The sequence below is a fragment of the Streptomyces sp. NPDC111656 genome, assembly GCF_055656965.1.
This window is the reverse complement of the sequence record NZ_JBVKCA010000002.1, coordinates 665,575-678,231: the sequence shown is the minus strand read 5'-3', so window position 1 is coordinate 678,231 and position 12,657 is coordinate 665,575. Positions and strand designations below refer to the sequence as shown.

The following is a 12,657-nucleotide window of genomic DNA, read 5'->3' as shown; positions in this document are numbered from 1 at the left end:
CGCCGGTTCCCTGCGCGGGGACCGCTCTTTAGTCTGACCCTGTCAATACCATTGCGGGGAAACGTGAATCAGATGCAGGGCCTGCTCCTCTCGGGCCGCTACCGACTTGTCGAATCCATCGGCAGCGGTGGCATGGGCCGCGTGTGGCGTGCGCACGACGAGGTGCTGCACCGTGCCGTCGCGGTCAAGGAGCTGACGGCCGCGCTGTATGTGACGGAGAGTGACCGGGCCGTGCTGTTGGCGCGCACCCACGCCGAGGCGCGGGCCGCCGCCCGGATCAACCACTCGGCCGTCGTCACCGTGCACGATGTCCTGGATCACGACAACCGGCCCTGGATCGTCATGGAGCTGGTCGAGGGCAACTCACTGGCCGACGAGGTCAAGGAGAAGGGGCGCGTCGAACCGACCGAGGCGGCGCGGATCGGGATGTGGGTGCTGCGCGCCCTGCGCGCCGCGCACTCCGCCGGCGTGCTGCACCGTGACGTGAAGCCCGGGAACGTACTGCTGTCCTCCGACCGACGGGTGCTGCTCACCGACTTCGGGATCGCGCAGGTCGAGGGCGACACGACCATCACGCGTACCGGCGAGATCGTCGGCTCGGTCGACTACCTGGCGCCCGAGCGGGTGCGCGGGCACGACCCCGGCCCGTCCGCCGACCTGTGGGCGCTCGGCGCGACGCTGTACACGGCGGTGGAGGGGCGGTCGCCGTTCCGGCGGACCTCGCCGCTGACCACCATGCAGGCCGTGGTCGACGAGGAGCCCGCGCCGCCGCAGCACGCCGGTCCGCTCGGGCCCGTCATCACCGCGCTGCTGAACAAGGACCCGGCCGTGCGGCCCGGTGCGGAGGAGGCCGAGCAGATGCTCGCCGAGGCCGCGGAGGGGCGCAGGCCGAGTACGGCGCAGGCGTATGTGCCGACGCAGCAGCACGTGGACACGGGCACCATGGGGATGGGCGCGCAGCGGGTGGCGCCCTACGGGACGGCGCCCCATGGGACGGGATCGCACGGCGCCGCGCCCCACGGACCGGGGGCGCACGAGACGGCGTCGCACGGGTCCGTGGCGCACGGATCGGGCGCGCACGGGGCGACACCGACGCTTCACGCGCCGGTGCCCGGGCCCCTGGGCGACGGCACCGGCACCGGGGGCGCGTCCGGGAGACGGCGCCGCGGTCGTACGATCGCCCTCGTCGTCGTACTCGCCGCCCTGATCGGCGGTGGCAGCGCCGTGGCCATGCACTATGTGAACGGCGCACGGACGAACGACACCCGCAACAGTGCCTCGTCCGGCAGCGCGAATTCCGGCACCACCAAGCCCGGGAGCACCCCGACCGCGACTTCGGGCACCCAGGAGCCGTCCGGCGCCGTGCCCGACACCTGGGTGCAGCGGGACGACGTCGAGGGCTTCACCATCTCCCTGCCCGACAAGACCTGGCAGCGGCAGGCCAACGGCAACCAGGTCGACTACACGCCCGACGGCGGCAAGCACTTCGTCCGCATCGCCATCGACGACTCCCCGGACTTCCCCACCCCGTACGCACACCAGCAGGACCTGGGACAGCAGTTGACCAAGCTGGCCGACTACCACCAGGTGCTTCTGCAGTCCAACACGTTCCGCGACTGCCCGGGCTCCCTGTGGGACTTCACCTGGACCGCGCTGCAGAAGCAGACGCCGTTCCCCGGCAAGCGGCGGGCGATCGAGCAGACGTACCTCAGCCGCGAGGGTGTCGAGTACGCGATCTACATGTCCTCGCCCGCGGCGGACTGGGACACGGCGCGCCGGCAGTTCGACGTGATTCTCCGCAGCTGGCTCCCCAAGACCTGACGGGCCGGACGGACACGAACTGGTCGCAACCGGTCTGACGAGGCCGGATAACAGCCATCGCGCGGTCCGGGGCCCGGAGCGCATCCGTCCGGTGCGGCATGATGGGGCGTATGGGGACCGAGGGGGAGAACGTCCGTGTGATCGGCGGCCGTTACCGGCTGGAGGCCAGGATCGGCCGGGGCGGCATGGGCGTCGTCTGGCGCGCCACCGACCAGCTGCTCGCCCGGCAGGTCGCGGTGAAGGAACTCGCCCTCGACGACTCGCTCTCCGACGACGAGGCCCGGACGCAGCGCGACCGCACCCTGCGTGAGGCCCGCGCGGTCGCCCAGCTGCACCACCCGCACATCATCGTCGTGCACGACGTGGTCGAGGAGGACGAACGGCCGTACATCGTGATGGAGCTGATCGACGGCGGCTCGCTCGCCGAGAAGATCTCCGCCGACGGTCCTGTCGACGCGCCCGAGGCCGCCCGGATCGGCCTCGCCCTGCTCGGCGCGCTGCGCCGCGCGCACGAGGCGGGTGTCCTGCATCGTGACCTCAAGCCCGCCAACGTCCTGATGGAGGCGGGTACCGACCGTGTCGTGCTCACCGACTTCGGCATCGCCCAGGTCGCGGGCGCCACGACACTCACCGAGAGCGGGTCGTTCGTCGGCTCGCCCGAGTACACCGCGCCCGAGCGGATGTCCGGGGTCAGGACCGGCCCCGAGTCCGATCTGTGGTCGCTCGGGGCGCTGCTCTGCACGGTCCTGAGCGGTGAATCGCCCTTCCGCCGTGACTCGTTGGGCGGCATCCTGCACGCCGTCGTCATGGACGAGATCCGCCCGCCCGCGCAGGCCGCGCCCCTGCTGCCCGTCGTACGGGGGCTGCTGGAGCGCGATCCGGAGCGGCGACTCGACGCGGTGGAGGCGGAGCGGCTGCTCAGGGCGTTCCTGGAGACGGGCCGTACGCCGCGGGCCGTGTCGGCCGGCTACACGCCCACGCAACGGGACGTACCGAAGCGGAAGTCACCCGTCCAGCAGGCCGCGCACCGTTCCCCACCACCTGTTCCTCCGCCTGCCGTCGCGCCCGACCGTGCTCCGAAGCGGTCGGCGCGGACCATGCTCGTCGTCGCGGTGCTGGTCGCCGCCGCGGCCGGGGCGGGCGTGTCGGCGGTGCTGCTGGTGAACCACGGCGGGGGCGGCGGCGGAGGCGGTACGTCGACGCCGTCCGCCAGTTCGGCGCCGGGCACGTCCGTGAGCGCGTCGCACTCCCCGAGCGTGCCTGGGGCGCCGGGGTCTTCGGCCTCACCGAGCGCCGCCCCCACGGTCACCGTCACCCGGCAGCAGAAGCCGACCGCCGCCTCCGGTCCGGCGCCCTCGGGCTACCGGACGGTCCATGACCCGGACGGGTTCTCGCTCGCCGTGCCGGACGGCTTCACCCGCGATCCGGAGGGCGAGCGGATCTTCTACCTCTCGCCGGGCCAGACCTTCCGCCTCGGCATCAAGGCGACCGACCCCGAGGCGGGCGGCCCGCTCGCGGTGATGCGGCGCGCCGACGCCGACGGGGCGTCCACGAACCCGGGCTACCACGACGGCACCGTCACCTCGACCACGCACGACGGACAGCCCGCCGCGCTCTGGGAGTTCACCTGGAACGGCTTCACCAAGGCGGAGGGCGCGCGGCACACGTACGACCTCTGCTGGGAGGAAGGCGGCCGGATGTACGACGTGTGGGTGTCGGCGCCGGTCGGCAAGGTGACGCAGGCGAAGGAGTACTTCGACGTGGCGTTGGACACCTTCGTGGCCCCGTAGACGGGAGATATACGGGAGATAAGGGACGGCCCGCGTCACGGGTCTGTGACCGGTGCGCGACGGGTCTGGATGCCGGAGAGCGTGCCGCGATAGGGATGGACCCATGAGGAACAACGGGGGAGTCCCTTACGGGGCCGACGAGCCGACGAGTTTCGTTCTGCAACCGCCGACCCGGGTCACCCCGGAGCCGACGGCCGAGCCCGCGCCCGGTCCAGTGCCCACGTCCGCGCCCAACCCCGCGCCCGATCCCGATCGCGACCCCGGCACCGGGCGGCTCATCGCGGGCCGCTACCGGCTGCTCGGCAAGCTCGGGCACGGTGGGATGGGGACGGTCTGGCGGGCCAAGGACGAGACGGTGGACCGTGAGGTCGCCGTCAAGGAACCCCGCGTCCCGGACCACCTTCCCGAGCGTGAACGCGCCAATGTCTTCGAGCGGATGCGTCGCGAGGCGCGCGCCGCGGCCCGGCTCGACCACCCGGCGGTGGTGAACGTCCACGACGTCGCGGTCGTGGACGGACAGCCCTGGATCGTCATGGAGCTGGTGCGGGGCCGTTCGCTGGGCGCCGCCCTCCAGGAGGGCACGCTCAGGGTGCGTGAGGCGGCGCGGATCGGTCTTGAGGTGCTCGGCGCGCTGGAGGCGGCGCACGAGGCGGGCATCCTGCACCGGGACGTCAAGCCCGACAACGTGCTGCTCGGCCCGCACGGCCGGGTCGTCCTCACCGACTTCGGCATCGCGCAGATCGAGGGGGAGACGAATCTGACGGCCACGGGCGGTTTCGTCGGGTCGCCCGAGTACATCGCGCCGGAACGGGTGCTCGGCCAGCGTCCGGGCCCGGCCTGCGACCTCTGGTCGCTCGGTGTCGTCCTGTACGCGGCCACGGAGGGCGTGTCGCCCTTCCGCCGCAGCAACACGCCCGCGACGCTCCAGTCGGTCCTCAACTCCACCCCGGCGCCGCCCGCGTCGGCGCGGGGTCCGCTGGCGGAGGCCATCAACGGGCTCCTGGACAAGGACCCCTCCCGCCGCCCCGGCGCGGACCGGGTCCGACGGATGCTGGAGCAGGCCGCGGAGCCACCCGCCCCGGAGCCGACGCAGGTGGTGCAGATCGCGGGTCCGGGCGGCAAGGGTCTGCGCGTGCGCCGCACGCCCCTGTTCATCGGCCTCGGCGCGGTGGTCGTCGCGGCGGCGGTGGCGGCGTACCTGGTGTTCGCGAACCCGTTCGCGGGGCCACTGTCCGACGGTTGGAAGAAGCACCACGACACGGACGTCGCCGCGACACTGGCGGTACCCGCGGGCTACCAGAGATCGACGCCGGACCGGACGTCGGACAAGGGGCACTGGGTCACGTACACCGACTGGAGCGGCAGCATCTGGATCGGCCTGACCCTGATCAAGAAGTCCGAGGACACGAGCCACCGGATCAAGGACTCCTCGGCCGCCGAGATGTACGCCGACAACGACGACTTCAAGGGCAGCGGCGCGTACCAGCTGAGCATGCCCGAGTCCCCGCGGACGGACCCGGAGGAATCGAAGTACCACGGCAGGCAGTCCGCCGAGAACACCGTCGCCTACACGACCACCGACAGCCAGAACCCGCGCCCGCGCGAGGTGAAGATCTTCTACTACAAGACGTCCAAGGGCGACATGTACAAGTTCACGATCAGCTATCCGGGCAAGGGCGACTTCACGACACGCGGCCGTGAAGTCGCCAGGACGGCGATCGCGAACCTGGACATCGACCAGTTGTAGAGGGGCGACGAGGGGTCAGGCGTGCTTGCCGGCCTGGGCCTTGATGAGCTCGGCGGGGATGCCGTCTTCCGGTCCGCTCCGCACCGTTCCCGCCGAGGCGGACGGCGGGCGCGGACTGTTCCTCGTATGCCATTACGTGGAAGCTTGGGGTGGCTACCCGCTCGGCGACGACCTCTGCGGCGTGAAGGCCCACGGTTACGAGCGGCGTAGTCCGCGCGGCGCTACCGTAGAGGGGCGACACGCCCTGTAATCGGTGGAGGACCGCGGTGACCATCATGAGCGAGCGTCCGGCGGCCATAGACGCTCCTTCGGCCGGAGTCTTTGGGGACATGCTTCGGACCGTCGAGGAGCTGGACACGCCTGAGGGTTACAAGGCCGAACTCATCCGGGGGAAGATCGTCGTGTCGCCGTGGTCGAAGCTGCGCTACAAGAAGGTGATGAAGTCGCTGCGCCTCCAGCTCGAGCCGCATGCGCCGGAGGGGCACGACGTGGATGTGGCGCCGTTTCTCTTCACGTTCCCCGGTTCCGAGCGCGGGCTCGGTCCCGACCTCCACGTAGCCGACGAAACCGCCTTCGAAGCCGAAGGCCGGCACGCCGACGGTGCCGCGCTCTCCCTCGTCGCGGAGCTGACCTCCGCTTCCACCAAGGACGCCGACTGGCTCGACAAGCTGGACACGTACGGGCGCGTCGTCCCCGTGTATCTGGTGCTGGACATGCAGGTCGGGGAGATCACCGCGTTCTGGGACCCCTCCCCGAAGGGCTATCGGTCGCGGACGACGGTCACCTTCGGTGCGTCCCTGCATGTTCCCCCGCCTTTCGACTTCGAGCTCGACACCTCGGAGTTCGCGGGTGGCGCGGACGCGGAGAAGTGACCAACCTGATCGGCCCCGAATCGAGACCGGCTGCTTGAACAACGCCCTGATCAGGGCGTTCCCTGCCAGTGCCCACTGGCGCGGTGTGTGCAGTCGGTGAAAGCGGGTTACCAACGGGTACCCAAAGCCCCCGCTCCGTCATACGCTGCGCCTCATGACGGACTCGCAGGCCTCGGAAATCACCGGCACGGTCAAGTCGGAAAAGACCGGCACCAACCCCCTCGCCCCCGCCCCCGTGGGCGCCCGCACCGCCGCCGACGTGGTCACGCCCGAGCTGGTCGCGCAGCTCACCAAGGGTGTCGTCGGCTCCGGGCGGACCGCCAACCACACCCCGTTCACCGGCGAGAAGCTGGCCGACCTGCCCGAGTCCACCCCCGAGGACGTACAGGAGGCCTTCGAGCGGGCCCGTAAGGCGCAGGTCGCCTGGGGTGCCACGCCCGTACGGCAGCGCGCCGCCGTCCTGCTCCGCTTCCACGACCTGGTGCTCGCCCGCCAGGCCGAGGTGCTCGACCTCATCCAGCTGGAGACCGGCAAGGCCCGGCTGCACGCGCACGAAGAGGTGCAGGCCGTCGTTGTGGCCGCCCGCCACTACGGCAGGAAGGCTCCCGCCTACCTCCGCCCCAAGCGGCACGCCGGGGCCATGCCCACCCTCACCAAGGTCACCGAACTGCGCCACCCGCGCGGTGTCGTGGGCCAGATCGCGCCCTGGAACTACCCCCTCGAACTCTCCGTCGGCGACGCGCTCCCGGCCTTCGTCGCGGGCAACGCGGTCGTGATGAAGCCGGACACCGAGACCTGCCTCACCGCCCTGTGGGCGCGCGACCTGCTCGTCGAGGCCGGGCTGCCCGCCGAGGTCTTCCAGGTCGTCATCGGGGACGGTCCGGTCGTCGGGCCGGAGGTCGTCAAGCACGCCGACTACGTCTCCTTCACCGGGTCCACCCGGACCGGCCGCGAGGTCGCCCAGGGTGCCGCCGCCCGGCTCGTCGGCGTCTCCCTCGAACTCGGCGGCAAGAACGCGATGGTGGTCCTGGAGGACGCCGACATCGACAAGGCCGCCGCGGGCGCCGTCCGCGCCTGCTTCTCCTCCGCAGGCCAGCTCTGCATCTCCATCGAGCGGTTGTACGTCCACGAGTCCGTCGCCGACGCGTTCGCGGAGCGCTTCGCCGCCCGGACCAAGGCCATGCGGCTCGGCACCTCCCTCGCCTACGGCGCCGACATGGGCTCGCTGGTGGGGGAGCGGCAGCTGGAGACCGTGACCCGGCATGTGGAGGAGGCGGTCGCGAAGGGCGCGAAGGTCGTCGCCGGTGGCGTCGCCCGCCCCGACATCGGCCCCTACTTCTTCGAGCCCACCATCCTCGACGGCGTGGAAGCCCCCATGGCCGTCTGCAACGAGGAGACCTTCGGGCCCGTCGTCTCCCTCTACCGCTTCAAGACGGACGACGAGGTCGTCGAGCTCGCCAACTCCACGTCGTACGGCCTCAACTCCTCCGTCTGGACGAAGGACGGGCGGCGCGGACGCGCGGTCGCGGCGCGGCTGCGCACCGGCACGGTCAACGTCAACGAGGGATACGCGCCCGCATACGGCAGTGTCCAGTCGCCGATGGGCGGCATGAAGGACTCCGGCCTCGGCCGCCGGCACGGCTCCGAGGGCATCCTCAAGTACACCGAGGCACAGACCGTCGCCCAGCAGCGGCTGCTGCCGATGGCGCCCTCGCTCGGCATGGACGACGAGAAGTACGCGCAGTTCATGAGCCGCAGCCTGAGGGTGATGAAGGCGCTCCGGCTGCGATAAGGGCCCCGCCGTGGGCTCCGCCAAGGGCTCCGTCAGGCCGCACCACGTTCTCAATGAGGAGAGCAGCACGTGTCACAGGAGAACTCCGTCCACAACCCGGACGACACCGCTTACGACTACGACGTCATCGTCGTCGGCTCCGGCTTCGGCGGCTCGGTCACGGCCCTCAGGCTCACCGAAAAGGGCTACCGCGTAGGCGTGTTGGAAGCGGGCCGTCGCTTCACCCGTGACGCGCTGCCCAAGAACTCCTGGGACATCAAGAACTACCTGTGGGCGCCGGCGCTCGGCATGTACGGCATCCAGCGCATCCATCTGCTGGGCAACGTCATGGTGCTGGCGGGCGCCGGAGTCGGCGGCGGCTCCCTGAACTACGCCAACACCCTCTACGTACCGCCGAAGGCCTTCTTCGACGACCCGCAGTGGAAGGACATCACCGACTGGCAGGCGGAGCTGAAGCCGTACTACGACCAGGCCCGCCGCATGCTCGGCGTGCGGCTCAACCCGACGATGACCCCCTCCGACGTCCATCTCAAGGCGGCCGCGCAGCGGATGGGCGTCGGTGACACCTTCCACATGGCGCCGGTCGGCGTCTTCTTCGGCGACGGGCAGGACGCGGACGGCGCGGCGAAGGCCGGGCCCGGCGGTGAGGTGGAGGACCCCTACTTCGGGGGCGCCGGACCCGCCCGCAAGGCGTGCACCGAGTGCGGCGAGTGCATGACCGGCTGCCGGCACGGCGCGAAGAACACCCTCAACGAGAACTACCTGTACCTGGCGGAGAAGGCGGGCGCGGTCGTGCACCCGATGACCACCGTCGTGTCCGTCACCGACGACTCGCGGGGCGGATACGCCGTCGCCACCCTGCCCACGGACGAGAAACGCAAGGGCGCAGGGCGGACGCTCAAGGCGCGCAGGGTCGTCATCGCCGCGGGTACCTACGGCACGCAGACACTGCTGCACCGGATGAAGGCGGGCGGCCAACTGCCGTACCTCTCCCCGAGGCTGGGCGAGCTGACCCGCACCAACTCGGAGGCGCTGGTGGGCGCGCAGACCGACAACCGCCGCTACCGCAAGGCGCACGGCACGCCCAAGGCCGACTTCACCCAGGGTGTCGCCATCACCTCCTCGATCCACCCGGACGCGAACACTCACATCGAGCCCGTCCGCTACGGCAAGGGCTCGAACGCCATGGGCGGCCTGTCCATCCTCCAGGTCCCGTACGCGGAGGGCTCGTCGAGGGTGGCGGGATGGCTGGTGAACGCGGCGAAGCACCCGCTCCTCGTGCTCCGCTCGCTCTCCAACCGCCGCTGGTCGGAGCGGACCATCATCGGTCTGGTGATGCAGTCGCTGGACAACTCCCTGACGACCTACCTGAAGCCGAAGGGCGCGGGGAAGGGTCTGCTGACGGCCCGGCAGGGTCACGGCGCGCCCAACCCCAAGCAGATCAGGGCCGCGTCCGAGGCCGCGTCCGCCGTCGCGGCGGAGATCAACGGGTTCGCGGGCAGCAACGTGGGCGAGCTGATGGGGACGCCGCTGACCGCGCACTTCCTGGGCGGCTGCCCGATCGGCGACTCCCGGGAGACCGGCGTGATCGACCCGTACCACCGGCTGTACGGCCACCCGGGCATCTCCGTGGTCGACGGCGCCGCGGTCTCCGCGAACCTCGGGGTGAATCCGTCGCTCACCATCACCGCCCAGGCCGAACGCGCGATGTCGTACTGGCCCAACAAGGGCGAGGCGGACCCGCGTCCGGCGCCGGGAGCGGCGTACGAGCGTCTGAAGCCGGTCGAGCCCCGCGACCCGGCGGTGCCCGCGGACGCCTTCGGCGCGCTGCGACTGCCGTTCCTGGGGATGCCTACGGTGCCGCCGAAACCGTAACTCCGTCTCCGGATACGAGAAGGACCCGCACCCCCCTCCGAGTGCGGGTCCTTCTCGTAGCTGTAGCTCTATCCGTACCTACTGGCCCACTGGCTGCTTACGCGGTGGCGTCGCCCGACTTGCGGCGACGCACCACGAACACCGCACCCGCACCGGCGACGACGGCGATGCCACCGGCAAGCGCGATCATCGGCAGGGCGGAGCTGGAGCCGGTCTCGGCGAGGCTGCCGTTGACCTCAGGCGTGTTGCCCTTGTCGGCCGGCTTGTCCGAGACCGGAACCTTGCCGCCTTCCTGCGGCTTGGTGCCATCGGTGTCGGTACCCGAGGAGACGATCTGGAACTTGTACGCGACCTCGCCGAAGCCGGTGCACTGGCCGTCCGCGTCGCCGTAGATGCTGGCGCCGAGCGAGAAGCCGGCGCCGACCGGGGCGCTGGACTTCACGTTGATACGGAGCGGGATGTCGACCTCGTAGTCGGGCTTCAGCTCGTCGGTGTAGCCGACGAAACCGACCGCGTAACCCTCGGAGTCGACGTCCTCCCAGGCCTTGGTGTCCTCGTTGTACGCCTGGAGCTGGACCTTCTTGCTCTGGAAGAGGTCGTCGCCCGCCTTGTCGGAGGACGCGCCGGCGAAGAAGCCGAGCTCGTTCAGAGTGGACTTGGAGTTGTTGAGCACGTTCAGGGAGAACTTGTGCCAACCACTGCCCGCCGCGATCTTGCCGGGCAGGCCGGAGATGGAGACGTCGACCTTGGAGTCCTGGCACTCGGACGGCTCGGGCTCCGGCGTGTCGGACGGCTCCGGCGACGTGGTGCTCGGCGCGGGGGTCGCGGAGGTCGAGGTGGTGGCGGTGGCGCTCGGCGTCGGAGTGGTCTCGGTCGCCGACGCGGACGGGGTCTCGGAGGGCGCGGGAGTGGTCTCGGTCGGGGTCGCCGACGCGGGCTCGCTCGCGGTCTCGGACACCGTCGCGGTGGGGGAGGGGGTCTCCTCCGCGAACGCGGCCGGCGCCGAAAGCAGCGCCAGAGGGGCTATTGCTGCCGTTGCGGCCGCCAGGGCCATGGCACGGCGAAGCTTCATGAAGACCTCGGAAAGTCCGGTACCGCGTCGTCACGGTACTCGTATGGGATGAGGCCTCCGCGTGTGGGGCGCGGGTGTGGCCGTTGGTTCTGCAGGTGTGACCCGCGAAACCTGTGAACGGTTGTACCTTCACTCACGGAATTCTTATGTGGGCTGTGTCACACACGGATCTGCACGGATCTGCCTTGTGTACAGGCTTTCGATCCACTTAGAACTGATCCTCGTGTCTGACAAGCAGCCCGAAGGGGCGGGGGAGTCCGGGGAGTTCGAGCAACCCTCCGTCCCCGACGACGTGTGGGAGCGGTTCGCCCGCGACACCGAACGTGACATCCGCAGTTCGGCGCCGAAGGAGCCGTCCGCCCGGGCGCGCATGGTGACCGAACGGCTCCGGCAGAAGGACGCCAAGGGCGCCCAGCCGGAGGGGTGGCGAACGGGTCCGGCCTGGCGGGAGATGGACGGGCGGGCGTCCCGTCGGCGCCGGCTGTGGGCGATCCTCGGCGTGCCCGTCGCGATCGCCGTGGCGCTGGTGGCGGTCAAGCCCTCGCTGCTGCCCGGCGACCCCTTCGGCACGTCGTCCGGTACGCCGTCCGGGGGTGCGTCCGCCGCCGCGCTGCCCGCCGAGACCGCGCCTCCGACCGCCGCTCCCTCCAGCGCCGCGCCCGACACGCCCACCCTCGACAGGCCGTTCGCCGGCTCGCCCGCCGAGCGCTGGGCCGATGGCGCCGCCGCCATCGTCGTACCGAAGGCGAAGCCGGTCGGTACGTTCACGAGTGCGCAGGTGGCCGCGGCCCTGAAGCAGGCGAAGGCCCTGCTCGTCGGCGCGAACCTGAACCCGGGGACCCTGCGTGGCGAGCGCCCCGAGAGCGTGCTCGCGCTCCTCGACCCGAAGCAGCCCCGCATGCTCGACGACGTGAACAGCTGGCTGCGCGCGCCGGGCAAGAAGCACGATCCGCTGATGCTCTTCAGCCGGTTCGACCCGGCCGAGGTGCGGCCGGCCGGGGATGTGGTCAAGGTCCGTGGCCGGATGACGTTCAAGGCGGGCGCACACGCGTCCGTCGCCATCCACATGGACTACACGTTCGTCTACCCCCTGATCCAGGCGGACCAGGCATCGAAGGCGACGGGGGCCACGGAGACGTCGGGGGCGCCGACCGAGGCGTCAGGCGGGGGCTCGACCGAGGTGGCCCGCACCATCGTGCGCCGCGTCCTCGACCTCGAACTCCTCGACCCGAGGAAGTACCAGGCCACTCCCGGCAAGCTGTCGATCACCCGGTACGACCAGGACCTCGGCAACACCGCCTGCGACGTCTACGACGGTTTCCTGCACCCCCAGTTCGACTCGGCCGCCCCCACGGGCGCGCCTCCGACGGGGCCCACGACCGACCCGTACGACCGCAGCCGGGACATCGCGCACTCCGGCACGGAGTCGTGCGGCACGGTGTCCCGCACCTGACGGGACCCGATGGGAGCTGACGGGCGTGCGAAGGGCCCCGCGGGACGGAGACCGCGGGGCCCTTCTTCGCCAGCACCGACGTCAGGGCAGCGCCGGTGCTTGGGGAGCGGCGCCGGGGGGGGTGCGCCGCGGGTCTTGGTACGGACACGGGGGTACGGGGAGTACGGACACGGTGTACGGGACTTGGGACCGTGGAACAGATTCCGCCGGACGGCCCCGGGCGTCCCCGGAGCCG

Annotated in this window: 8 protein-coding genes; 7 read left to right on the top strand and 1 reads right to left on the bottom strand. The window is 71.0% G+C overall.

What is annotated here, in order from left to right; translation table 11 throughout:
* The first annotated feature begins 72 nt into the window (after window positions 1-72).
* From ACZ7M3_RS08585 to ACZ7M3_RS08560, 6 genes are all read left to right on the top strand, one after another.
* The gene (locus ACZ7M3_RS08585; RefSeq protein WP_472062198.1) at window positions 73-1,821 is read left to right on the top strand and encodes a serine/threonine-protein kinase; all 1,749 of its coding nucleotides are present in this window, start codon (window positions 73-75) and stop codon (window positions 1,819-1,821) included.
* Window positions 1,822-1,931: 110 nt separating this feature from the next.
* Window positions 1,932-3,611, top strand: a complete 1,680-nt coding sequence (locus ACZ7M3_RS08580; protein ID WP_472061782.1) for a serine/threonine-protein kinase — start codon at window positions 1,932-1,934, stop codon at window positions 3,609-3,611.
* A 103-nt stretch (window positions 3,612-3,714) separates the two neighbouring features.
* Entirely contained in the window at window positions 3,715-5,358 is a 1,644-nt protein-coding gene (locus tag ACZ7M3_RS08575) for a serine/threonine-protein kinase (RefSeq protein WP_472061780.1), read from the top strand.
* Between the two features lie 275 nt (window positions 5,359-5,633).
* A complete protein-coding gene (locus ACZ7M3_RS08570; protein ID WP_472062196.1) occupies window positions 5,634-6,230 on the top strand; it encodes a Uma2 family endonuclease in 597 nt (198 codons plus the stop codon).
* A gap of 154 nt (window positions 6,231-6,384) precedes the next feature.
* Entirely contained in the window at window positions 6,385-8,022 is a 1,638-nt protein-coding gene (locus ACZ7M3_RS08565) for a succinic semialdehyde dehydrogenase (RefSeq protein WP_358731655.1), read from the top strand.
* A gap of 69 nt (window positions 8,023-8,091) precedes the next feature.
* Window positions 8,092-9,897 (top strand): GMC family oxidoreductase N-terminal domain-containing protein, encoded by a 1,806-nt coding sequence (locus tag ACZ7M3_RS08560; RefSeq protein ID WP_472061778.1) that lies wholly within the window; start codon window positions 8,092-8,094, stop codon window positions 9,895-9,897.
* 97 nt (window positions 9,898-9,994) lie between these two features.
* On the opposite strand, the gene ACZ7M3_RS08555 is transcribed toward ACZ7M3_RS08560, so the two are convergent.
* A complete protein-coding gene (locus tag ACZ7M3_RS08555) occupies window positions 9,995-10,969 on the bottom strand; it encodes an LAETG motif-containing sortase-dependent surface protein (RefSeq protein WP_472061776.1) in 975 nt (324 codons plus the stop codon).
* Window positions 10,970-11,192: 223 nt separating this feature from the next.
* On the opposite strand from ACZ7M3_RS08555, the gene ACZ7M3_RS08550 reads away from it, so the two are divergent.
* Window positions 11,193-12,422 (top strand): hypothetical protein, encoded by a 1,230-nt coding sequence (locus ACZ7M3_RS08550; RefSeq protein WP_472061774.1) that lies wholly within the window; start codon window positions 11,193-11,195, stop codon window positions 12,420-12,422.
* Window positions 12,423-12,657 lie beyond the last annotated feature (235 nt).

Bases quoted from the DNA above. Each gene is read 5' to 3' on its own strand.
- ACZ7M3_RS08575 (WP_472061780.1), top strand. From the start codon at position 3,715: ATGAGGAACAACGGGGGAGTCCCTTACGGGGCCGACGAGCCGACGAGT.
- ACZ7M3_RS08570 (WP_472062196.1), top strand. From the start codon at position 5,634: ATGAGCGAGCGTCCGGCGGCCATAGACGCTCCTTCGGCCGGAGTCTTT.
- ACZ7M3_RS08565 (WP_358731655.1), top strand. From the start codon at position 6,385: ATGACGGACTCGCAGGCCTCGGAAATCACCGGCACGGTCAAGTCGGAA.
- ACZ7M3_RS08585 (WP_472062198.1), top strand. From the start codon at position 73: ATGCAGGGCCTGCTCCTCTCGGGCCGCTACCGACTTGTCGAATCCATC.
- ACZ7M3_RS08580 (WP_472061782.1), top strand. From the start codon at position 1,932: ATGGGGACCGAGGGGGAGAACGTCCGTGTGATCGGCGGCCGTTACCGG.
- ACZ7M3_RS08555 (WP_472061776.1), bottom strand. From the start codon at position 10,969: ATGAAGCTTCGCCGTGCCATGGCCCTGGCGGCCGCAACGGCAGCAATA.